Annotated in this window: 20 protein-coding genes and 1 pseudogene; 7 read left to right on the forward strand and 14 right to left on the reverse strand. The window is 42.4% G+C overall.

Annotated elements, in window-relative coordinates; translation table 11 throughout:
* Window positions 1-128 precede the first annotated feature (128 nt).
* Complete coding sequence (locus NEJAP_RS12625) at window positions 129-1,235, reverse strand: adenosylhomocysteinase (RefSeq protein WP_201347580.1); 1,107 nt, start codon at window positions 1,233-1,235, stop codon at window positions 129-131.
* Between the two features lie 214 nt (window positions 1,236-1,449).
* The gene (locus tag NEJAP_RS12630) at window positions 1,450-2,364 is read right to left on the reverse strand and encodes a LysR family transcriptional regulator (RefSeq protein WP_201347581.1); all 915 of its coding nucleotides are present in this window, start codon (window positions 2,362-2,364) and stop codon (window positions 1,450-1,452) included.
* 110 nt (window positions 2,365-2,474) lie between these two features.
* On the opposite strand from NEJAP_RS12630, the gene NEJAP_RS12635 reads away from it, so the two are divergent.
* From NEJAP_RS12635 to ubiT, 3 genes are all read left to right on the forward strand, one after another.
* Window positions 2,475-2,912 (forward strand): VOC family protein, encoded by a 438-nt coding sequence (locus NEJAP_RS12635; RefSeq protein WP_201347582.1) that lies wholly within the window; start codon window positions 2,475-2,477, stop codon window positions 2,910-2,912.
* A gap of 60 nt (window positions 2,913-2,972) precedes the next feature.
* Window positions 2,973-4,082: an alkene reductase gene (locus tag NEJAP_RS12640; protein ID WP_201347583.1), complete on the forward strand. Its 1,110-nt coding sequence runs from the start codon at window positions 2,973-2,975 to the stop codon at window positions 4,080-4,082.
* A gap of 90 nt (window positions 4,083-4,172) precedes the next feature.
* Window positions 4,173-4,673, forward strand: a complete 501-nt coding sequence (gene ubiT / locus NEJAP_RS12645) for a ubiquinone anaerobic biosynthesis accessory factor UbiT (RefSeq protein ID WP_201347584.1) — start codon at window positions 4,173-4,175, stop codon at window positions 4,671-4,673.
* Between the two features lie 82 nt (window positions 4,674-4,755).
* Here the strand turns inward: ubiT and NEJAP_RS12650 are convergent, their stop codons facing one another.
* The 9 genes and pseudogenes from NEJAP_RS12650 to NEJAP_RS12695 form a co-directional block, all read right to left on the reverse strand.
* Complete coding sequence (locus NEJAP_RS12650) at window positions 4,756-5,715, reverse strand: U32 family peptidase (RefSeq protein WP_201347585.1); 960 nt, start codon at window positions 5,713-5,715, stop codon at window positions 4,756-4,758.
* Between the two features lie 11 nt (window positions 5,716-5,726).
* Window positions 5,727-6,722 carry a ubiquinone anaerobic biosynthesis protein UbiU gene (gene ubiU, locus NEJAP_RS12655; RefSeq protein ID WP_201347586.1) on the reverse strand — a complete coding sequence of 332 codons (996 nt, stop codon included), beginning with the start codon at window positions 6,720-6,722 and terminating at the stop codon, window positions 5,727-5,729.
* 114 nt (window positions 6,723-6,836) lie between these two features.
* Window positions 6,837-8,042 (reverse strand): cell division protein ZapE, encoded by a 1,206-nt coding sequence (gene zapE / locus NEJAP_RS12660; protein WP_201347587.1) that lies wholly within the window; start codon window positions 8,040-8,042, stop codon window positions 6,837-6,839.
* A gap of 95 nt (window positions 8,043-8,137) precedes the next feature.
* A complete protein-coding gene (locus NEJAP_RS12665) occupies window positions 8,138-9,574 on the reverse strand; it encodes an aldehyde dehydrogenase family protein (protein ID WP_201347588.1) in 1,437 nt (478 codons plus the stop codon).
* Window positions 9,575-9,642: 68 nt separating this feature from the next.
* Window positions 9,643-11,262, reverse strand: coding sequence for an ATP-binding protein (locus NEJAP_RS12670; protein ID WP_201347589.1), 1,620 nt, complete (start codon window positions 11,260-11,262; stop codon window positions 9,643-9,645).
* A gap of 31 nt (window positions 11,263-11,293) precedes the next feature.
* Window positions 11,294-12,103, reverse strand: a complete 810-nt coding sequence (locus tag NEJAP_RS12675; protein ID WP_201350612.1) for a phosphate/phosphite/phosphonate ABC transporter substrate-binding protein — start codon at window positions 12,101-12,103, stop codon at window positions 11,294-11,296.
* A 24-nt stretch (window positions 12,104-12,127) separates the two neighbouring features.
* On the reverse strand, window positions 12,128-13,273 hold the full coding sequence (locus tag NEJAP_RS12680; protein WP_201347590.1) for an HDOD domain-containing protein: 1,146 nt from the start codon (window positions 13,271-13,273) through the stop codon (window positions 12,128-12,130).
* A gap of 5 nt (window positions 13,274-13,278) precedes the next feature.
* Window positions 13,279-14,993 (reverse strand): annotated as a pseudogene (locus NEJAP_RS12690) (EAL domain-containing protein).
* An 83-nt stretch (window positions 14,994-15,076) separates the two neighbouring features.
* Window positions 15,077-15,640, reverse strand: coding sequence for a response regulator (locus NEJAP_RS12695; RefSeq protein WP_201347592.1), 564 nt, complete (start codon window positions 15,638-15,640; stop codon window positions 15,077-15,079).
* A 174-nt stretch (window positions 15,641-15,814) separates the two neighbouring features.
* Here NEJAP_RS12695 and NEJAP_RS12700 point away from each other — a divergent pair, with 174 nt between their 5' ends.
* The 3 genes from NEJAP_RS12700 (at window position 15,815) to NEJAP_RS12710 (ending at window position 17,923) form a co-directional block, all read left to right on the forward strand.
* Window positions 15,815-16,327: a response regulator gene (locus tag NEJAP_RS12700; protein WP_201347593.1), complete on the forward strand. Its 513-nt coding sequence runs from the start codon at window positions 15,815-15,817 to the stop codon at window positions 16,325-16,327.
* A 97-nt stretch (window positions 16,328-16,424) separates the two neighbouring features.
* Window positions 16,425-16,967, forward strand: coding sequence for a heme NO-binding domain-containing protein (locus NEJAP_RS12705; RefSeq protein WP_201347594.1), 543 nt, complete (start codon window positions 16,425-16,427; stop codon window positions 16,965-16,967).
* Window positions 16,964-17,923, forward strand: a complete 960-nt coding sequence (locus NEJAP_RS12710) for a sensor histidine kinase (protein ID WP_201347595.1) — start codon at window positions 16,964-16,966, stop codon at window positions 17,921-17,923. The genes NEJAP_RS12705 and NEJAP_RS12710 overlap by 4 nt, the downstream gene beginning before the upstream one ends.
* Before the next feature lie 84 nt (window positions 17,924-18,007).
* On the opposite strand, the gene NEJAP_RS12715 is transcribed toward NEJAP_RS12710, so the two are convergent.
* Together NEJAP_RS12715 and NEJAP_RS12720 are read right to left on the reverse strand one after the other, a co-directional pair.
* Entirely contained in the window at window positions 18,008-19,162 is a 1,155-nt protein-coding gene (locus tag NEJAP_RS12715) for a response regulator (protein WP_201347596.1), read from the reverse strand.
* A 264-nt stretch (window positions 19,163-19,426) separates the two neighbouring features.
* Complete coding sequence (locus NEJAP_RS12720) at window positions 19,427-20,419, reverse strand: GlxA family transcriptional regulator (RefSeq protein ID WP_201347597.1); 993 nt, start codon at window positions 20,417-20,419, stop codon at window positions 19,427-19,429.
* Window positions 20,420-20,527: 108 nt separating this feature from the next.
* Between NEJAP_RS12720 and NEJAP_RS12725 the strand changes: the two genes are divergently transcribed.
* The gene (locus tag NEJAP_RS12725) at window positions 20,528-21,112 is read left to right on the forward strand and encodes a peroxidase-related enzyme (protein ID WP_201347598.1); all 585 of its coding nucleotides are present in this window, start codon (window positions 20,528-20,530) and stop codon (window positions 21,110-21,112) included.
* Between the two features lie 47 nt (window positions 21,113-21,159).
* Here the strand turns inward: NEJAP_RS12725 and lhgO are convergent, their stop codons facing one another.
* Entirely contained in the window at window positions 21,160-22,368 is a 1,209-nt protein-coding gene (gene lhgO / locus NEJAP_RS12730) for an L-2-hydroxyglutarate oxidase (RefSeq protein ID WP_201347599.1), read from the reverse strand.
* Between the last annotated feature and the right edge of the window lie 180 nt (window positions 22,369-22,548).

Consider the following 22,548-nt stretch of genomic DNA (forward strand, 5'->3'; position numbering starts at 1 on the left):
CCAACAAGTATTTTATCTAGTCTAAATATACATCCATACCCGAGTATCGCAGTCAGATATTTACTTTAAAAAGAAACAATTGGATATGTTTCTATCCAATCATTTCTGGTGAGTCTAAAGACTCTTTATTAACCAAAATGGCTTAGCCATCTTCGCGCCAAATCTTTACGCAAACTTGTAGGTAATTGCACAATTTTATTCTCTACTGAGTTTTCACACAGATAATTAATTGCCGCTATCACCTCTCCTTGCACTAAATATATGTAGGGACCTACCTCTGCATTATGAATAAAGTTAATCGCATCTCCTCTGTTAGCCAAATGGAAATATTGCCCCAACCGCTCATAACGTGAAACATGATCAGTAATCCGGCTTACTGAAAAATTGCTACTGGCTTGCACCAAGTCTAATTCGTCATCTGAAGAGGTGACTGAAAAGATAAAAGCACCATTCTTTACTCGATTGAAGTCATGATTATTGAGCGACTGATTTCCCGTTGCGCAAAAAATAACATCACTTGTTTGCAGTGCTTCTTCTTTGTTAATCAGATCAAACCCTCGAGAACGTGCCTCAATTGCCCGAACCGGATCTATTTCAACTACCTTGGTATTAATGTTTTTAGCATGTAGCGCCTTAGCTATAGAGCGCCCAATTTTTCCGTAACCGAACACCACCGCAGTCCCACCATTCATAATGTGATGACACTCACGCATTAGTGCTTCAGCGGAATACACAATCGACTGGCCCGTTAAGTAATCTTCTGGGCCTTTTAAAGGGCTTCTTGCTAATGAAACAACAGGAACAGGAAGCTCAGGTAGCGCGGCATAACGTTGATGGCCATTCTCTGTTACTTCCACTACCCCTTTAAGACGGGATTTAAGGCGCGGAATTAACTCCGGTAAAGAAGTGGCAAAATATCCTCCGATATCAACCAACACTAACTCATCACTTGGCACAAAATCATTAAGGATAGCTGCCATCACTTCGACAGATGCTATTTGCTGACGGCTTTTAATAACAACCTGGAAACGCTTTTCAACCTGCTCTAATGTTGCTCGGCAAATACTCTTCGGCTTGGGGAGTATCATTGCCAAAGCCCCCATACGCTGCAAACAATCCAAGTATATTTGAGGGTTATCGAGCAAATGAGTTACAACAACCAAATGCAACTCTGATTTATTTTCTGGTTGAATGTCTTCAAAAAAATGTGCGCCCTTTATAAACAGCGGATTCATAGCTGTACTCCTTTTAAGCACGTTAAGAATGAGTTCCGTTGTTTGTGTAGAAGATTGGCGGCAGAAGTACAAATGTTTGTTTTCGCAGACACTAGCAACTAGACAGTAATGTGATAACACAATCAACCATGTACTCATCTCATTTGAGTAGATAATTTAGCTGAAAGGTTCTTATCAGCACTTGTCTACTGATCATTTTCACAGCGCATTGCCCTTACTTCAACGCGGCCATGTAAGTTTTAAAAAACTCAATAAAAGCAGTGACTTGCAAAGGAGTATATTGCCGACTTGGGTAAACCATTTGCAAGCCGACTTCATCCTGATCAGTCACCTGAAAGCCTTTAACACAACTGTCTAACAGAGTGACTAACGCACCACGCTCAATATCGTTTTTTATATCCCACCAGGACTTTAAAGCAATACCTGCACCCGCAAGAGCCCACTCACGGATAACCCCTCCATCATTACTCATCTGCGCCGGGTGTACTTTTATCAAGTGACTTCCTTCTGGCTGAGTAAAGCGCCATTCATTTAACGGTTCACCTAAACGCTCCATCACTAAACAACGATGTTGCTTTAACTCTTCAGGCGTTTTCGGCGTGCCATTACGGCGCAAGTACTTAGGCGCAGCACACAGTACTCGATGGTTTTCAATTAGCTGTCGCACAACCAGATTACTGTCCGGTAAATTACCAAAGCGAACACCCAAATCGAAGCCTTGGTTGACTAAATTAACAATACCGTCTGCTAAATTTAAATAAGGTTGCACTTCCTTATGCTCTTCAACAAATTCTGCCAGAGCCGGGGCCACATATTGGCGACCAAAGTCAGACGGAGCAGTCACTCTTAACACTCCGCAGAAGCTAGTTTTCCCTTGTTGCAGGCGTATCTCAAGTGTTTCCATTTCGGCAAGAACACGCAGACTCGCTTCATAAAAATGCTGCCCTGCAGAGGTAAGCGTAATACTTCGTGTGGTACGGTGAAGCAGCCGGGTTCCATAGCGCTCTTCCAAGCCTTTAATACGTGCCGTCATGCTCGCTGCAGATATCCCTAATTGTCTGCCCGCAACCGCTAGCCCGCCTTCTTTAACGACCCTAACAAAAAGCGCCATATCATCAGCTTTAGTCATATTATTCATTTTTTCTAAATAATGTTTTAAGAAATTAACCAATTATCAAAATAAATACCAACATTTATAGTTCACCTAGACCTTAATAAACAACAAAGAAGAGGCCTGTAATGAGGCATGACCATATATTACTACGCACTCAAGACCTTGATCGCATGATTCAGTTTTTCACTGAAATACTAAAACTTGAAGAAGGCACTCGCCCTGCATTTTCGTTCCCCGGGGCCTGGCTATATAGCGGTAACCAGCCATTAATTCACTTGGCCCTCAGCAATGAAGTGCTTGATAGCTCGGCACATAAAGCGCAAGAACAATACTTAGGAAAACGCAGCGCTACATCACAACAAGGAATTGTCGACCACATTGCTTTTCAGGGAGACGATTACACCTCTTTAATTTCACGTCTAAAAGGCAGCACTACCGCTTACTTTGAGCGCAGCGTTCCCGTTTCTAGTGAGCACCAGTTTTTTGTAACGGGACCAGAAGGGTTGCTCCTTGAGATTCTTTTCAACCAAGACAAGTTAGCTCTCACACGCACCGTTAACTAATACCTCTAACTAGCACCTAGCACCTAGCACCTAGCACCTAGCACCTCATTAGGAGATCATATGAAAACTAGCGCTTTATTTACACCACACCAAATAGGCTCTACTGGTATAACGAACCGAGTACTAATGGCCCCGATGACACGTTCACGTACCGCTCAGCCCGGTGATATTCCAACAGAGCTAATGGCTGATTACTACGCTCAACGTGCCGGTGCAGGTTTAATTATTAGTGAAGCCACACAAATATCAGCACAAGGAAAGGGATACTCATTTACTCCAGGGATTTACACAAAAGAGCAGATTTCAGGCTGGAAAAAAGTCACCCGTAAGGTCCATGCCGCTCAAGGTAAAATTTTCTCACAGCTTTGGCATGTTGGAAGAATGTCGCACGCGGTGTTTCATGAAGATGGTCTCCCTGTAGCTCCTTCCGCCATTGCTCCTGATGCACAAGTTTGGATTGTTGGAGAAGACAGTGAAGGCACAATGCTTGATTGCCCAACACCTAGAGAGCTTAGACATGCAGAAATCAAATCGATTGTTGAGGATTATCAGCAGGCAGCAAAAAATGCCATGTTAGCGGGGTTTGATGGCATAGAAATTCATGGCGGTAACGGCTATCTGATTGATCAATTTTTGAGACGTAGCTCCAACCATCGAGATGATGAGTTTGGCGGTAGCATTGATAATCGCATCCGCTTTGCCATTGATGTAGTTGAAGCAATCTGCACTGAGATTGGCGCTGATAAGGTCGGTATTCGTTTAGCACCTTTTATTACTCAGCGTGGGATGCAAGATGAAGAAACGACAGATGCTATTCTCGCTGTTGCTCGAAAATTAAAGCAACTCGGTGTCGCTTATATTCACTTATCTGAAGCTGACTGGGATGATGCGCCTGTTGTTCCTGACCAGTTTCGCCACGATTTACGAGCAGCATTCGATGGCACAATCATCGTAGCCGGAAACTACACTGCAGAATCTGGCGCTAAGCTTATAGAAGAAGGGTTAGCAGATGGCATTGCTTTTGGACGTAAGTTTATTGCTAACCCAGACTTGCCAGAACGTTTTGCTAATAATTGGCCATTAGATGATATATCAGATACCGGCACATTATTTGGAGGCAATGAGGAGGGCTATACCGACTATACAAATTATACGCCGGCCAATGTGTAACATATTAAAAGCAGACACAGCGACTTGATAGATATCAAAGGGGAAAAGGGAGCTTTCCTCTACTATCAAGCCTCGATTAAGGAGCCCCTCATGACCTCGCTACCCCTGCCTAACTTGGCACCACCTCAGTTGCTAAAATCATTGCCAACCCCTAGCTTCTCCAAATTTATTCAATTTACAGAACCCAAAGTCCCCTTTTCCATCAGAAAAAAAGTGGCTGAACAATTATTAAACTATCTCTTCAAAGAGCAGCTTCAAGATGATGAGTTCTATTTTCTAGAAGGACAAGAGCTAGGTTTAGAGGTACGAAATCTAAATATTCAGATTGCTTTCACCTACCAGAGCGAGAAACTTATCGTGCTGCAAGCTCAACAGCCTGATGCATGGATCAGAGGAGATGCCGTCGACTTAATTCAGATGGCCTCTCAAGAAATTGACCCTGATACTTTGTTTTTTCAACGCAGGCTAGTAATTGAAGGCAATACCGAACTTAGCTTAGCCATTAAAAACTTAATGGACAGCGTGGACTGGAGTGAGATGCCCGCGTTGTTTCAACGTAGTATTAAATTAGCGCAACGCTCAATAAAGTAACCTTAATAGAATAAGCTGAATGTAATGTTTCAGCTTATTCCCGTGTGCTCACACACAGCCACATAACATCCATTGAAGCGTACTAGTAAGCAGCCTCATCTACCCACTTCATGCCAGGTTCCCCATACCAATAACCATTACATTGCGACTGATTTAACAGAGGAATACTCGTTGATGAAGGTTCATGCAAATGCTTTGCAAAACGTTGCACGACTTCAGCCATGCCTTCGCGCTGCGGGCTTAGCCGTACGATATCAACGCCTATTTCACGCATCCGCTGCAATTCATTTTCAAGATTATAATGCTCGCCCGATAATGTCTGAATGCCATTAATGACAAACAAGCTATCCTGCTCTTGTGACTTCATCACGATACCATCGGGATATTCTATACAACAAAAATTGCAGTTATCTTTAGGAAGGTTCTTAAAGCGCGCGGTAAAGCAACGTGCTGCATAAGCCAGCGGCAAACAACCGTAAGCAAACACCTCTGTTTCAAGTTCAGGTAAACCACCATCATCACTCGCTTGTTGTAATAATTCTTCAAGTGTTTGAGCCCCTAACTCCACCGGCATGACCCAACGGCGCATACCACTGCTATAGAGTTGCTTCAACACCGGCAAATTGTAAATATTAATAGAAGGGCCTGTAACAAAAGGAATATCTTGCTGGCTTAGCAACTGCACGGCGGCCATATCATTCGCTTCGACCATTAGGTCGCCATTTGTACAAATGCGCCTTAGCATTTTCAACTCAGATTCTGCCTCTAATAAAGCCAATGTAGAGAGCACCACTTTTTTGCCACATTGTGATAACTCCTGCGCTAACCCCAGCCAATTCGACAGTTTTAATTCACGCCGCTTAGAGCAAACCGTTTCACCTAGATAGATAGTATCGACTGGTTGCTCAGCCATTTCAGCATAGAAATTAAAAACATCTTGTTTTGGCCAAAAATACAAATTAGGCCCCAGTGAAAGCTGCATTACCTTACCTACTTTTTGGCTCTCTTTTTGTTGTTCTTGCTTATCAGTCTGATTCATCATGCTATCTCCTGCTACTGCCAGCTACGGTGATAAGCACCGATGGTCGTTGTTGAGCCTTCTGAGAGTTCTAACAAGCCGCTATTCCACTCAGGGTTAATATCAAAGTGATCAGGGTTACGCGCTGCCGTATCTAGTGCTTCTCGCCAGATACGCACGACCTTAGCAACATACGCAGGGCTTCTCTGACGTCCCTCAATCTTCAACGCCTTAATACCCATACGTTTTAACTCAGGAATTAAATTCAAAGTATTTAAACTGGTCGGCTCTTCCATCGCGTGATAAATCGCCCCTTCTACCTCGAAGCGACCTTTGCACAACGTGGGATAACCCGCTTTTTCATCTTTTCTATATCGATCAATCAACACATCATTTAATCGAGATTCAAGACCAGATGCAGTCTCCTGCCAACGCACCGCTTTCGCCGGTGAGCACGCACCGCAAGTATTAGGGGACTCATCAGTAAGATACGAAGAAAGGTAACATCGCCCCTCAACCATGATGCAAAGGCTACCAAAGGCAAAGACTTCTAATTCTACTGGGCTATGCTGAGCCAAATGTTCAACTTGAGCTAATGACAGCACTCGCGGTAATACAGCGCGCTTAATACCAAACTGCTGTTGGTAATAAGCCAGTGCCTCATAATTAGTCGCTGAACCTTGAACAGAGAGATGCAGATTAAGAGCCGAGTGCGTATCTGAAGCGTAACCTAGCACCCCCATATCGGCGGCTATTAAGGCATCAACGCCCATATCAGCGGCTAGATCAACTGCGCCCTGCCAGGCTTTCCAACCAGAAGGCTGCGGGTAAGTATTAACCGCACACAGCACTTTAACACCATGACTGCGGGCATAATCGATACCTTTCTCAGCCTTACGGCGGTCAAAATTAAGGCCCGCAAAATGGCGAGCATTAGTCGCATCTTTAAAACCGAAATAGACAGCACTGGCGCCATTATCGACTGCCGCTTTTAAGGCAGGATAACTTCCCGCAGGACAAACCAACTCCACGATAGCATCTCCAACATGTTTCAGAGACGCTAGCCTAACAATGGCAATAGGAGATGTACTTGATAGTCATCAAGCTGAAAAAGAGAGGAGCTACAGGCAATAAGCCTTATTTATTCAAACGCTTTGATGCTCAGAACCTATGTATTCGCTGGACTGCATTTCAACCAAACGGCTATGCGTGCGCTTAAATTCAAAGCTAAGTGACCCACCGCTATAGAGGTATTCCAACGGCACATCTGCAGATAGATACAGATTTACTCGACGATCATAAAGCTCATCTACAAGGCTAATAAAACGTCTAGCGGGATCATCTTGGCGAGCATAAGAGAGCTTCCGCTCACCGGTTTCGGTTGTCTCAAAGCTTCCATCTTCAGTACCACGCGCCTTAATCCAACCACGACACTCTCCTCCTAAAAGAGGAATATCACTCACCAAAATACTACTAAAACGACTCGCCAACTCGATGTAATCCAGCTGTGAACGTGGGCCATTACAGAGCGCATCAAAGTTAAACCACACAACATGAGAGCTTAACGCGATCACATCTATCGGCCTCTTACATACTAATAGTAGCTGTGAAGATTGAGCACCTTCCGGACAACGCTCTTGAGTAATCGGTGATGCAGCTACTTGTTTTGCTAGCGGCAGAGCTAATTGCTGGAACAAGGTTTTAAATTGAGCATCTGATGACAAAAAATAGGTCTGCTGGTGCTGTAAATGGCGAAGACGATGATCTTCCTCTCCATTTAAGTGAATCGCTTGAGTATGCTTTAGCAACAATTGAATGGCAGGCTCAAATCGTTGCCGCTGCAAACCATTCCAGTACAAACGCTCGATAGGAATATTTGATGTAGTAACTAAGGTTAATCCGTTTTCAAAAAGGGCTGTAAACAACCGCCCAAGGATCATTGCATCTCCAATATCGGAGACAAAAAATTCATCAAAGCAGAGTACTTTGCATTCTTTCGCTAAACGCTTAGCGATTAACTTTAAAGGATCAGCATGCCCTGACTCGGCATTTAGCTCTTTATGTATACGTGCCATAAAACGGTGAAAGTGCAAACGTAATTTACGTTCATCAGGCAAGCTTTCATAAAAAATATCCATCAAAAAAGTCTTACCACGGCCTACATCCCCCCAAAGATACAGCCCTTTAATAGGCGCTTTTGGAGAGTACAGTTTTCCTTTCCAAGCGGATGCTGGCTGCTGTAGCTGTCTATAAAGAAGATCTAACTGTTCAATGGCTTGCTGTTGCGCTACGTCAGCTACATAACCTTGCTGTTCGAGTTGCTTATGATAGCGATCAAGAGGTGATAGCATCTGGGGTGATGTCCGTTTATCAGAGAACGCTATGGTAATAGATTTTCAAAAGAAAAGAAGCCTGCCAATGCTTGTGGCAGGCTTTACTTAAAACCTTATTTAGAGGCTGCCTCATAGCCAAACAGTGCTTTGGTTTCGAGGAACTCTTCTAAGCCATAAGCCCCCCACTCACGACCAATACCCGACTGCTTATAACCGCCAAAGGGCGCTTTAGAGTCAGCCGTTGCGCCATTAATATGCACCATTCCTGTTCGTAAGCGAGCAGCAACGGAGCGAGCTCTGGCTGCATCTGCAGACCAAACACTACCTGATAAACCATATGGTGAATCATTAGCGATAGCGACAGCTTCATCCTCATCTTGATAAGCAATAATACTCAAAACTGGCCCAAACACCTCTTCACGAGCAATCGTCATATCATTGGTTACATGAGAAAAAATAGTCGGTTTTACATAATAACCACGCTCTAAACCTTCTGGCTTACCTACGCCACCGCATACTAGCTGCGCACCCTCAGCAACACCTTTACCAATCAAGTCTTGAATCTTGCCCCATTGAATATCGCTTACAACAGGGCCTATTGTTGTTGCGCTATCGTTTGGATCACCAGCAATGATTGATGCCCCCGTACGGCGGGCAATCTCTATAGTTTCATCCAGCTTATCCGCTGGAACTAGCATACGTGTTAAGGCATTACAGGACTGCCCGCTGTTACTCATAACGCTTTTTACACCACGGCTAACGGCTTTATCTAAATCAGCATCATCAAGAATAATATTGGCTGACTTGCCACCTAGCTCTAACGATACTCGCTTAACTGTTTCGGCTGCTGCTTTTGATACCAAGGTACCGGCTCGTGTTGAACCCGTAAAAGAGACCATATCGACATCAGCGTGATGAGTGAGAGCTGTTCCCACACCGACGCCATCACCATCGACTAGGTTAAAAACGCCCGCAGGCACACCTGCTTCATTCATAATATCTGCAAAAATATGAGCCGATAGTGGGGCGACTTCGCTCGGCTTTAACACCATTGTGCACCCTGTTGCTAATGCAGGTGCAACTTTACAAGCGATCTGGTTTAACGGCCAATTCCACGGCGTGATTAATGCACACACACCAATAGGCTCTTTGACTACATTGGTAGTGCCAACCATTTCGCTGAATTGATAATCTTTAAGCACTTTCAAAGCAACAAAGAAGTGCCCTAATCCAGCAGCCACTTGCGCTTTGCGCGCTAATTGATCTGGAGCACCCATTTCACTGGTAATCGCTTCAGCCAATGCATCACTATGCTTTTTATACACAGTGATAATATTCTCTAATAGCGCGATGCGTTCTTCTCGGCTGGTCTGGCTATAGTCGGGAAAGGCTTTGTGAGCAGCAGCGACCGCGATATCTACATCATCGTGATTACCTAGCCTAATATTCGCAATAGCTTCTTCTGTCGCGGGGTTAATAACCGATAACGTTGCTTGGCCCTGCGGCTCAAGCCATTGACCATCAATGTAGAATTTCTGTAAATCACGCATACAAAAGCCTGCCTTTCTTATTACTCAACCATTAGGAAGTACAGGTTTACCACTACTCGGTAAGGGTTTCAATCATGATCATTCGTTATCGGGATACACAGAGTAAAACGGCTTCCTTTGCCTGGGGCACTAGCAACACGAATCTCTCCTTGGTGATCCTTAGCAATACCATAGGAGATCGACAAACCTAAGCCGGTGCCCTCGCCAACAGGCTTAGTAGTATAGAAAGGGTCAAACAGCTTATCGAGTTGGTCAGCAGGTATACCTTTACCCGTATCCGTCACGCTTATTTCTAGCCACTCCCCTTGCTGTTGAGACTTAACTTTTATGATGCCTTGCTCTTCGATGGCGTGACTCGCATTGATCATTAAATTCAACAGCACTTGGTTAATTTGACCGGAACAACAATAGGTTAGCGGTAATTCATTGAGTTCTGTTCTAATGTCACAGTGGTACTTCAACTCGCTATTCACAACTTTAAGTGTGGATTGAATACATTCATTTAAATCACACATAGCAAACTGAGTCACGCTATCAACATGAGAAAAATCTTTTAAGCCTTTAACAATATCTTTAACGCGCTCCGTTCCCTCAATGGAATCCCGTAACAAGGCATCCAAGTCCTCATTCATAAATTCAAGGTCATATTGTTCGATTAGCTGATTAATTTTTAGCAGTTGTGCTTCTTTTTCATCTGCACTGACTAGTGTCGCCAAAGCGGCATACTCGTTAACCAAGTTACGGTAGTTCTGACTATATGCTTCTAATGTATGCAAATTACTCATCACAAAACCGATGGGGTTATTTATCTCATGAGCAACCCCAGCAGCCAGTACGCCTACGGATGCCATCTTCTCTGACTGTAGTAATTTCGCTTGTGCTTCTTGAATTTCTTGATTAGCTTGAGTTAATTGAGTGTTCTTGCTCTTAATTTGCTGAGTACGCAACTCAACTCGATCTTCCAATGAGCGGTTAAGTTCTTTAAGCTCACCCTCAAACTGATCACGACGTGTACTTGCCTCACGTAAATTTGACGCCATTGAATTAAAGGCTACTGCCACATCTGAGACCTCATCCCGCCCTTTGACCGGCAATTTAAAATCGAAATTACCCTTAGATATCTTCTGAGCAGCAACACTTAATACTTTCAACTGGCGGGTAAGGTAGCCACCTAACAGAAAAGAAAACAACGCAACAAGCCCCATCTCAACAACAGCAATAATTGCACTACGGTTCTGGGCTTCTGCAATAGTCGTATTGATACTACTGATATCAAGACCTATCTCTACACGACCATAAATCACACCTCCCTCTCGAATAACAGCAAATGTATCAAAAACACCATCAGAAACCATCTCAACAGAAGTATCAGCCAAGAACTCATATCTGAGGTGTTCTTCTTTTCCTCCTTCAGCAAATAATTGTTTATCAGGACCTAAAACACGGGCATAAACCAGATCAGGATTAACCAATACGTCTTTCACAAACGCGTCAAGTGATGCTAGATCGTATGAAAGCACCCCATCCTTAGTGGTTGTTGCAAACAAGGTAGCCGTTGTTGCTGCGCGTTTAATCAGAGCGTCGTAATTGGTGCTACGAAGATAATCTAGTGTCATCGATACCAATAACAATAGAAGAACAGCCTCAATTAAGGCCACACCCATGATCGTTTTTAATCTAAGAGACAAGAGCAGCCCTCCCTATCACTGATCTGTCGGCTTACTTAAGAAGGTCATTCAATAATGTAATATTAAGCGCTCTAACATCATCCCAATCAGCATTTTCAGCTAATTCGATACCTTTGAAATTAATTGTTTTTAATAATGATCGGCCTTCTGGGTCATCATTCATGGTTAATAGTGCTTGTTTTAGTTTTTCAACAACATCAGGCGCAACACGAGGGTGAACCGCAATAGCATGAGGCGTATAAGGAGGGGTTGTCCATAAAACTCGCAATTGTTCTCTAACCTCAGGCGTAGTGTTATTGAAAGTTCGCATAACGCCACCACCACCCGCAAAAAAACCTCGAGCGACGCCGAGATATACAGAGTCATGTGATGATACATACTGAGGTGTTATCTGCATTCCTTTTAAATCCATTTGAGCTCTAGGAACAACACTGGCGGCAAATGCAGCGGGAGATGGAAATGCCAGTTTTTCCTCGTCCAACTCAGTCAGTTCGTTTAAAACACTATCTTTACGCACAACCACAATACCTTTAATGCGCTTGTCTTTTTGTCGAGCTACCGCCTCATATCCAGGAACTTGATGAAAAACCGTATAGTGGTATGGGTTCATATAGGCGATGTCATATTCGCCAGCGGCTACACGTTTTTCAAATGTGGGGATATCATTAGCCGTACTAAAGCGAATATCCTCACCTGTTTTAGCACTCAAATAAGCAAAGATAGGTGTCCAGAGCCTGGCTAACTTTTTGGCTGACTGTTGCGGAACAATGCCAAAGCTCAGACTATTAGCATTAGAAACAGGGGCTACGAAAAAAACGAAAAAGCTAACCAACAAGTACATATCAATTTCATCATTCACATCCTTTTAATGTTTTGATTCATATTCATTAATCCATACCAACACGTCATCTAATAATCCCTCAGCCTGTAGCATGGATTGATTTAAAGCGGGTTGAGTCTCTAGCGCACTAACGCCCTGTTTTTGTGCCTGGCTAACAATTTTTGCTACATGTAACCAACAAGAAAGCGATGTTACGACTTCAGAGCATTCGGGCTTATTCTGATATAACACAGCATTAGTAAACTCATTATCAAACTCCCAAAGAGATAATAGATAAGCACCAATAACACTCTGCTCATAAAGGTTAGGCACACCATGGGGGTCTGCATGTTCAGCCGGTATGATAGGCACTAACATCCCAATATTGTGTAATAAACCAAGGACGAAAGAATTCTCTAACTCCGCGCTGTTACAACCACAGGCATCACTCACTTGCCGTGTAATAACGGCGACTTCCAATGCTTCGGCAAAAAGTTTTCCCCGCAACGGCTCGTTATCTGTTTTATTCTGTTTATAGATACCTAGACAAAGCACAACATTTTTGGTCAGCTCAAAACCAAGCCTAATAACAGCATCATTTGCACTATAAACATTCTGAGAAAAGCCCAAAAAAGCAGAGTTCGCTAATTGCATCAACTTTGCCAATATAGCGGGGTCTTGGCTTATTATTTTGGCGACCTCTTGAGAAGAGGTTCCTTCATGCTGCATAGACTCAACTATTTTCTGATATACCTTAGGCAATACAGAAACCTGCCCCATACAACCCATTCGTTGACGAATGATGTCAAAAGCAGGAAACATTCGTAAATATTGGACGCGCTGTAACTTTTGTATAAGTGTTTCAAATTCAAAAGGTTTTGGAATTAGCATATGAGCAGTATTAGTGACCTCAATTGCAACATCAGGAGAAGTATCACCCGTCAGCAGCACCCTAATGACACCCGGTGAGTTCTGACTAACTTGATGTAGAAACTCAGCACCATCCATTTCAGTCATGCGCTTATCACTCACAACGACCCATGGATCAAATGTGGAAATCAAGAGCAGTGCCTCTTTAGGTGAGCTACAGTATTCAGCCTTCCAATCCTTGCAGTGCAGCCGCATACTGCGCCTTAACGAGCGAAGCACCTTATTCTCGTCATCCACAAACAGTACTTTTGGTTCGCTCATACTCTTCACGCCCCCTCTTTAGCCATATTTTTTTTCGTAGGTTTAAACTCAGTACCAATTAGTGGCTGATTGATTAATAACGAACGAAACTCTTCTGCAGCGACAGGAGGGCTAAAATAAAAACCTTGGATTTCGTCACAATTGAAACCTCGCAAAATATCCAGCTGCGCTTTGGTTTCCACACCCTCCGCTACCACTGACATTCCTAAATCATGCGACATCTGTATTACATTTCTAACAAGCCCAACTCGGTCTTCAGATATGGCAAGTTTTTTAACAAATGACCGGTCAATTTTCAGAGTATCTGCGGGCAGACTACTGAGGTAGTTCAATGAGGAATAGCCTGTACCAAAATCATCTATAGATAACCGAATGCCAAGTTCTTTTAACTCATGCAACAACTTCAAACTATTATCTATATCCTGCATTAGGAAAGTTTCGGTGATTTCAAGTTCCAACAGCGAGGGGGAGGCTCCCGATACTTGTAAAATATTTTTAATTTTTTTGCTAGCGTATTACGCTGTAATTGTCGGCCCGATACATTGACGGAAATTAATAGCTCAGGAAGCCCTTCTAAGCTCCAAGCCTTGCTTTGCGAGCTAGCCATAGACAGAACCCATTCTCCAATAGGCTCGATCAAGCCGCTAGACTCTGCTAAAGGGATAAACGTCGCAGGAGAAACCATCCCCAATGCATGATGATTCCAACGTAATAAAGATTCTGCACCAACGATGTTCCCTGTTTTCAAACAGACTTTCGGTTGATAAACGACCGACAATGTATCTTTTTCCAAAGCCCTATACAGATCACTATTCAGATCAACCAGTTCACGGCATTTCTCATTCATTGTTATTTGATAACGAAGAACGCAACCAGGCCCTAAGTGCTTAGCACGATTTGCAGCAACCTGAGCATTTCGTACAAGAAGCTCTGGTGTTTTACCGTCTTGAGGTGCAACTCCGTACCCCACACTGAAGGAAAGGTGCAATTCACGCCCAGCAATACTCACTAACTCATTGAAAGGCTGTAAAAACCTTCCAATCAAGCGCTGACTTTCCTCTAGTGAACAAGCATGGGGGAGCAGCAACACAAATTCATCACCGCTCATCTGACCCAGTACGCCAGTATCAGGTATATTTTGCATCAAAGTATGAGCAACTGAAGCCAGTAACTCATCCGCAACTTCATACCCAAGACTGTCGTTAAACGTGTGGAATTTTTTAATATCTAAATAAAATACTGTCACTGGAGCCTTACTATCCATCCAAGTACTCAGATTTTCTAGTAATTTGCTACGTGACAACAATTGATCAACGCCCAACACAATATTACTTTCAGATTCTTCGCTAACGCTCCTCTGAAAAGCTAAACCAACAGTATCTAATAGGCTATTTTCATCCCACGGCTTAGTCAAAAACTTAAACACAGCACCACTATTTAATGCTTCGAGGACAGAATCAAGGTCAGCATAACCACTTAATATCAGTCCAATGACTCTCGGGTAGCGCTGCTTTATTTCAACTAACAACTCCCCACCAGTCATCACTGGCATTCGAAAATCTGAAAGAACCACACGAATATCAGGATTATCCTGCAGCACTTGAAGAGCCTCTGCTCCACTTGTCGCTAGCAAAGTCTTATAACCTGCTCTATACAGCATTCGCTTTAAAGAGCTTAAAATCGCCGGCTCATCATCAACGATCAACAACGTTTTCTGCATACTATCTCCTTATACTCCCTTCACCGGTAACTTTGCGCACATAGATTCACTAAAGAACCTAATCCTTGTGGATGAGCTAGGTATTATTCGACGCCCAATAAGCCTTCAATCGTTGTTAACAACTGTTCATTATCAAAAGGTTTACTTAATACGGCATCTGCTCCACATATTAGTGCCTTTTTTAAGCTTTGATCGTCTAGAGCCGATATGACTATAATTTTAATATTGGATATTTCTTTCGTAGAGCGCACATATGCTAGGACATCATAGCCATCCAAGCCTGGCATACTTAAATCTAAAGTCATCAAAGCTGGCATATCCGTCAATAACTTACTGCCTGCTCGAAAGCCATCTATTGCGATAGAGGTCTCATAGCCTGCGCGAACTAATATACGTTGAATAGCTTTTGCAATAGGTAGTTCATCATCAACAATGAGTACTTTTCTACTATCTTGTCTTTGAAATTCAATGGGTACAGGCATCCCATGCTCTTTCAAAAAAGCAATGAAATCTTCCTCTTTAACACGGTTATTACCTCGACCGGGAAGCTTATACCCCTTCAACGCACCTCGCTCAATCCAGCGAATAGCTGTGCGCAAATTCACATCACAAAATTTTGCTATCTCACCTGTCGTTAAAGTCTTCATCGATAGCTCTCTCAAGTGCCTCTTACTATTATTAATTAAACATTAGTAGATATTACTAGTATGTCAAATATGACATTTGTGACATCTAGTGCTTTACTGTAAATATCACAATAACTCAAAACGCTTAGAAGACAGGTCAATATCGGGTCACACCAACCAAAGGAGTAACGTGCCATGAGCAGAATAATGTTGATTGACGACGAGCAACCCATTCTCGATGCACTCCAACGTCTAATATCACGCGCAGGGTGGCAAGTAAGCACTTTTACTGACCCTGTTTTAGCGTTGAATTGCGCCCGTAAGACCCCTTTTTCGCTAGTTATTTCAGACTACCGGATGGCGACAATGAATGGTGCCGAATTTCTCAACAAGCTCAATAAAATCCAGCCTGATATATATAAAATAATGCTCAGCGGGCAGGCCAATCAGGAAGGTATTATTAGCGCAATAAACGAAGGAAGTATCCATCATTTTATGAATAAGCCCTGGAATAATGATCAGCTGTTATCTTTGATAAATAAAGGGGTTAATCACTTCGAAGGGCGTCAAAAGGAACTAAGTAAACTGAATAAAACAACACTCTCAAAACAAGAAGTAAATGATTGGTATGAAGAAGCTTTAGAAAAAAGCTCACCCGGCATAACCAAAGTTCGCAAGAACCCAATGGGCTGGATTGAATTAGATTGAATATAAATACTTTCTCGCACTAATCATAAAAGCCGCTAACCTATAGTGAGTAATAATCTTTACTACTTAGGGAATGGACACTATTAAGGAGTTAAATATGAAAGGGGTTATTTTTAATATTTTAGAAGAGATGGTAGAAGAGCATTGTGGGATGGCAGTATGGAATGAAATCCTTAATGAAAATTTGTCTGATGATGGGGTTTATACCGCAAGTGAAAGTTATCCTGACGAAAAGCTATTTAGTTTAGTGGGAGCTGTTTGCGATCGTACTAAACTGCCTATGGAAAAAGTTGTTGGTGATTTTGGTGAGTTTCTTTTCACAGGTTTAGCCTCACGCCACCCTACTTTTTTAGAAAATCCAACTGACTTAAAAAGCTTTCTTAAAAGCATACATTCGGTCATACACGTTGAGGTAAGGAAGCTGTATGACAATCCAAACTTGCCATCATTCGAGTATAATGAGCCAGATTCTGATGTATTAGTAATGACATATCGCTCACCTCGCAAACTTTGCATATTGGCAGAAGGCTTAGTTAGAGGGGCCGCTGCACACTACAAAACAAACATTGAGATAAATCATCCAGTTTGTATGCATAAAGGTGCGGATTGCTGCGAACTTCACGTTAGGTTTCTGCCATGAGCGACGACGTAAATCCTTACCAACAAGCGCATGCTCGCGAGAAAGCAGCTCGGCTAAAAGCTGAGCTGCTACTCGAAGATAAGTCTCGTAAACTGTATATCCAAAAACAAAAGCTTGAAGAAAGTTATGTGAAATTACGCCAACAAGAATCAGCCATGCTTCAAAATGAAAAGCTAGCAACACTTGGGACGCTTTCGGCAGGTGTTGCACATGAAATTAACAACCCTCTTGCTTTCGTGCTGAGTAACATGGAAAGCTTAAATAACTACGCGCTTTCTTTTCAAAAACTATTGCTACTCAACCAAAACTTACTACAAACAGACCTAGTATCTGCTGAAGCACGCAGTAGCCTTACAACACTCATTGACGAAGAAGATCTAACTTTTGTAAATGAAGATATGTCCGAGCTATTAAAAGACACTGGAGACGGGCTATGTCGAGTTCGAGATATTGTTAACAACTTACGCAGTTTTTCACGTACACAAAATACAGACCAAGTAGAGACTGACCTACTTGAGGGGCTTAAGGGCACATTAAAACTGCTAGACAGTGAGCTTAAAGGCAATGTGAATCTACAACTATCTTTGCAAGAACTACCAAAAACAATTTGTAATCCTAACGAAATAAACCAAGTACTTCTTAACTTAATCATTAACGCCAAACAAGCCACCGAACACGCTAAAGAAGCGACGCTCAAAATTAGTAGCCGCTGCAAAAATGATATTATTCGCATTCGCATTCAAGACAACGGTTGTGGCATGTCTGATGAAGTGAAAAAGCAAATATTTGTGCCCTTTTTTACGACAAAACCAGTAGGACAAGGAACTGGGATGGGCATGGCAGTTGCTTACGGCATCATTGCAGATCATCAAGGAAAAATAGTTGTACAAAGTAAAGAAGGCATAGGAACCGTCTTTGAAGTTCAATTACCTGTTGTTGCAAAGACGCTGACCTAACTAATATAAGGAAGTAACTTTGTTAGCGCTAAACAGCACAACCGCCATGAACAAATCTATCAGTTGAACCTAAATTACTCTAGATTAGGCATGTTGTGCTTTTTTAAGCTCTTTAAGGTTGTAGTCTATTTTATAAATCAACATATCTCGATCTACAGGTTTACGCATAACTTCATGTACACCTAATTTCATTGCTTCTTGAGCGCTTTCTTTATCTCCTACCTTCGCCAAAACTAGGATCCTTGAATTTTTTAGTTCAGGATCATTCTTTATAGTATTAATAACATACAATGGGCTCATATCTGGTAACCTAAGATCAATCATAATGATATCGGGCTTCCATGTACGCATCAGTTGAATGGCATGTGTTGCACTGGCAGACACTTGTGCACTATAACCCGCAGAACTAAGCGTATCCTTGATATTATCTCTAGTCGATGAGTCATCTTCAATAAGTAAGATATTGCTATCCGTAAAGGATACTGGCGCAGGACTTTCTAGTTTCTTTTTCTTCAGTTGAGCAATTTCAGCTACATCTTTGACTACATTATGTAGCTGCTGCTGTGTTTCTTTTTGATGATCAGAGACGCCTTTAATCAAGTTACTTTCTGTATGCTTATCAATTAAAGATCCAATTTCGTTTTGTTGGCCCAGTGGTAAAGATCCCTCTTCAAAGATACGTTCTTTCATTTTCTCCATCGAAAAAGAAACGATAGATAAGAGCTTCTCATAACTGTCTTTATTTAATTCACCCAAAGCATCTTGGCAATTAACCACTTGATCAAAGTAATTACACAGGTCATCTAAACTAAACGAACTTATATCAGTAGGATCACGGTTATCACGCACACGGCGAATAAACCTTAAACGCAGTAAAATATGGTAAGGGTCATATAATGGGCGGATTATAAAATAGTCATCAAACACATCTTTATTGCATATTGAAAAAGCTTCTTTGAGCTCTTCACGACTACATAAAACAATCTTTCGGTATATAATATTGGCAACGAATTGCTTAGAACTGAGTAAGTGTAAATAACAGACTTCATTAGCTTGTAGCGTTTTAAGCCCCATTAAAAGCACATCAATTTTTTTATCAACAATAATTTTTAAAGCTTCTTCTTCGCTTTTAGCGATATAAAACTGAGGAAAATGACGTTTTATCAGATTACATACTGACCTGATCTCCTCAACATCATCAGTGACCAGTAATACTGAAAACCGGCATGAGCTTCCCATAGCAACTCCTGATATTCCCTTACGTGATTAAAGAGCACTCACGCGATTAGCAATAATATATTCCTAACCTTAGCTTAAAATTCTAAAACCACACACTTGTGTTATGAAACAACGACACTAAAGTCTAGGCATTGTCTTTTATTTAATAATTATTTCAAAGTAAATAGCCCGCAACTGATATCAACGTATCTCATTATCAGGCTGATAACATGGATTTAAATCAAGTTTTGCAAGCGAGTCATGCAGATATTGACAATGCACACCTCATACTTGCGTACGTTGCTGATACGCTTTGCGATATCGACTAGGAGATAACCCTAGGCGCTGCTTAAATAGTCTCAATAGTGAACTCTGGCTACTGTAACCAACGCGTTCAACCACCTGCTCAATACTTAAGCTGGTTGTCTCTAGAAGCAACTTTGTATACTCAAGACGAAGATGCTGGAAGTAGTCAGAGATACTCATATCATTGGCCTTTTTAAAACGCCGCGATAATGTTCTCACACTGACCGAATGTAATCCCGCTAAGCGCTCTACATCTAGCGGTAACGCAATCTCTTGCTGTAACCGGCTCTCCACAGCTAATATCAAGCTATCTTGATGGTCCGACTGATTTTGCATAAAGAAGTATGGCGATGCAAAGTTTTGGCCGGCATCAATCAACATAGTGCGCGCACAACTCTGAGCCAACTGCCGTCCAACTTGTTGCTCAACAATTTGCAGCATCACTCCTAAGTTTGCCGTCATGGAGCCTGTTGTAAAAGTATTAGCACTTTTAACCAGCAACTGATCACCACGTAGCTTAACTGAAGGGTAGCGCTTGCTAAACAACTCAGTTAGCCACCACGCTGTTGTCGCCTCATATTCATTCAGCATACCCGTTTGCGCCAAAACAAAAACACCACTACAGTTAGCCGTAATTGTGACGCCCTTCTCTGCCTGCAGCTTTAACCAAGCGCATTCTTTATCAAGCGCTTTTAGCTTGTTGAGCAAGGTATCTACATCATAGTGGTGAATGCCAGGGATAATAATTAAGTCCGCATCAGTCACTTCCGCAAGAGTGGCATCTGACATCACACGCATTCCGTTAGAACAAGTAATGGACTCACCTGAAACAGACACCAAACGACACTGATAGAGATCTGCCTCACCGCACTGCTGTTTCCATAATGTATTGATGACATTAAACACATCAAATGGAGAGGTAATTCCTGAGGCTTGGCAGCCATCAAAGCCTAATCCGATTATTTTGTACATATTGGCCGACTCTGCATGTTTTATGACTACTTTATGACTGATTTTTAATGATCTTACAGGATAGACTAATCAACTCATCCAATAGAATAAAGTCAGTGGAGACAAAACATGAAAGATTTATCCATCAGCCGATACCCTGTACCGAGTTTGGATAGCTTACCTGATGATATTCGGGAACGTATCTTAGCAGTACAAGAAAAAGCTCGCTTTATTCCTAATGTATTCCTAACGCTGGCACATCGCCCTGCAGAATTTAGAGCATTCTTTGCCTATCACGATGCGATTATGGAAAGAGAAGGGAGTACGCTAAGCCCTGCTGAAAAAGAGATGATTATTGTTGCGACCAGCGCGGCTAATGGCTGCCAATACTGTGTTGTCGCACACGGTGCTTTATTACGAGTGTTTGCAAAAGAGCCTTTATTAGCTGATCAGATAGCCGTTAACTACTTGCATGCACCCATTAGTGAGCGCCAAAAAGCCATGCTAGCATTTTCACTCAAGCTGTCTCGTACCCCAGAGCTAGTACAAGACTCAGACTATGAAGCACTTAACGCACAAGGATTTGACGACGAAGATATTCTAGATATCACCGGGATTACTGCATTTTTCGGTTTATCGAACAGAATGGCGATTGTTACAAATATGCAGGCAAATACTGAATTTTACACAATGGCACGTGAACCAAGAGCCTAGCTGTTTGTTTGCGAATCCTGATGTAGTTCAGGATTCGCATGCCGCTCTTATACTGTGCGCTCAAGTATTTTATCGCAGATATAACCACCAATAGGTATCGCTGATGTAGCCGCAGGCGAAGGTGCATTACAAACATGCAAACTACGCGGGCTTTCAGCAAATAAGAAATCATGGACTAACGAGCCATCTTTCATTACCGCTTGAGCACGAATGCCTGCTGGATAAGGCTGAAGGTCAGACACTTCTAGTGTAGGGCAGTATTTTTGAACCAGCTTAAGGTAACCGGGTTTCCAAAGAGAATTCTTCGTTTCAACAATACCTGTTTTGATATGGCTTTTCAGCACACGCCAAAAACCAGCAAACGTCACCATATCCCAAATATCACGCGGGCTAATATTAATACGCCCATAGCCTTCACGCTTCCAACCTTGAACAGCATTAGGCCCAACAGTGACACTGCCATCAATCATTCGCGTTAAATGAACGCCTAAAAATGGAAGGTCTGGGTCAGGTATAGGGTAAATAAGATGGTTAACGATCTTATTGTGTTTAGCCGGTAACTGGTAATATTCGCCTCTAAAGGGAATAATTTGAAAGTCTGTAGGGATACCCAACATCTTAGTCGTTCGGTCGGCCATTAACCCAGAACAAGTAATGAGAAATTTACCTTTAAAGGTTACTTTCTCATCATTATGTATCGCTTCAACGCTAATCTCATCAGCGCTTTCATTCAACCCCACAACTTTGTGGTTCAAACGTGCATCACCACCCATTTCGATAAAACGTTCAGCCATTTTGGTCGTAACTTGCTGATAATTAACGATGGCAGTGTCTTTAACCAGTATGCCGCCAACGCCCACTATGTTGGGCTCGCGAGTTTTAAGCTGCTCAGCATCGAGTAACTCAACCGCTATATCATTTTGCTGACAACGTTCGAACAATGCATTCATTCGCTCTAGCTCTAATGCATTTGTTGCAACTAACAACTTACCGCACTGATCATAAGGAACGTCATTCTGCTGACAAAACTCCATCGTTGCGGCTACACCCGCTTTACAGAACTTTGCTTTAAGGCTACCCGGTGCATAATACACACCCGCATGAATAACACCGCTGTTATGACCTGTTTGGTGTTTTGAATATACCGATTCTTTTTCCAGTAGTAACACTTTTTTGTCTGGGAAGCGCTGCTGCATCTGCCATGCGGTAGACATACCAACAATGCCTCCACCGATAATAATATAATCGTATGTCATCACAATTACCCTGTTACTACTGAAGTTATTTTCTTTAAAAAAAGACGGGCTAACATACGCTAGCCCGCCAAAGTATACCAGTGCCTATGTCACACGGTACTTACGAAACTCGGTTCTTAAAGTACTGCCCTCCACATAGGGCGGTACTTTACAAGAGAGGGTGAACTCCCATTAAATCAA

This window comes from Neptunomonas japonica JAMM 1380, from assembly GCF_016592555.1.
GTDB classification, from domain to species: domain Bacteria; phylum Pseudomonadota; class Gammaproteobacteria; order Pseudomonadales; family Balneatricaceae; genus Neptunomonas; species Neptunomonas japonica_A.

What these genes read in the sequence shown, in the direction of transcription:
- ubiT (WP_201347584.1), top strand. Translation starts at nt 4,173, where the DNA reads ATGACCTCGCTACCCCTGCCTAACTTGGCACCACCTCAGTTGCTAAAA.
- NEJAP_RS12680 (WP_201347590.1), bottom strand. Translation starts at nt 13,273, where the DNA reads ATGAGCGAACCAAAAGTACTGTTTGTGGATGACGAGAATAAGGTGCTT.
- NEJAP_RS12675 (WP_201350612.1), bottom strand. Translation starts at nt 12,103, where the DNA reads ATGTACTTGTTGGTTAGCTTTTTCGTTTTTTTCGTAGCCCCTGTTTCT.
- NEJAP_RS12625 (WP_201347580.1), bottom strand. Translation starts at nt 1,235, where the DNA reads ATGAATCCGCTGTTTATAAAGGGCGCACATTTTTTTGAAGACATTCAA.
- NEJAP_RS12715 (WP_201347596.1), bottom strand. Translation starts at nt 19,162, where the DNA reads ATGGGAAGCTCATGCCGGTTTTCAGTATTACTGGTCACTGATGATGTT.
- zapE (WP_201347587.1), bottom strand. Translation starts at nt 8,042, where the DNA reads ATGCTATCACCTCTTGATCGCTATCATAAGCAACTCGAACAGCAAGGT.
- NEJAP_RS12725 (WP_201347598.1), top strand. Translation starts at nt 20,528, where the DNA reads ATGAAAGATTTATCCATCAGCCGATACCCTGTACCGAGTTTGGATAGC.
- lhgO (WP_201347599.1), bottom strand. Translation starts at nt 22,368, where the DNA reads ATGACATACGATTATATTATTATCGGTGGAGGCATTGTTGGTATGTCT.
- NEJAP_RS12640 (WP_201347583.1), top strand. Translation starts at nt 2,973, where the DNA reads ATGAAAACTAGCGCTTTATTTACACCACACCAAATAGGCTCTACTGGT.
- NEJAP_RS12665 (WP_201347588.1), bottom strand. Translation starts at nt 9,574, where the DNA reads ATGCGTGATTTACAGAAATTCTACATTGATGGTCAATGGCTTGAGCCG.
- NEJAP_RS12650 (WP_201347585.1), bottom strand. Translation starts at nt 5,715, where the DNA reads ATGATGAATCAGACTGATAAGCAAGAACAACAAAAAGAGAGCCAAAAA.
- NEJAP_RS12720 (WP_201347597.1), bottom strand. Translation starts at nt 20,419, where the DNA reads ATGTACAAAATAATCGGATTAGGCTTTGATGGCTGCCAAGCCTCAGGA.
- NEJAP_RS12630 (WP_201347581.1), bottom strand. Translation starts at nt 2,364, where the DNA reads ATGACTAAAGCTGATGATATGGCGCTTTTTGTTAGGGTCGTTAAAGAA.
- NEJAP_RS12710 (WP_201347595.1), top strand. Translation starts at nt 16,964, where the DNA reads ATGAGCGACGACGTAAATCCTTACCAACAAGCGCATGCTCGCGAGAAA.
- NEJAP_RS12695 (WP_201347592.1), bottom strand. Translation starts at nt 15,640, where the DNA reads ATGAAGACTTTAACGACAGGTGAGATAGCAAAATTTTGTGATGTGAAT.
- NEJAP_RS12635 (WP_201347582.1), top strand. Translation starts at nt 2,475, where the DNA reads ATGAGGCATGACCATATATTACTACGCACTCAAGACCTTGATCGCATG.
- NEJAP_RS12705 (WP_201347594.1), top strand. Translation starts at nt 16,425, where the DNA reads ATGAAAGGGGTTATTTTTAATATTTTAGAAGAGATGGTAGAAGAGCAT.
- NEJAP_RS12700 (WP_201347593.1), top strand. Translation starts at nt 15,815, where the DNA reads ATGAGCAGAATAATGTTGATTGACGACGAGCAACCCATTCTCGATGCA.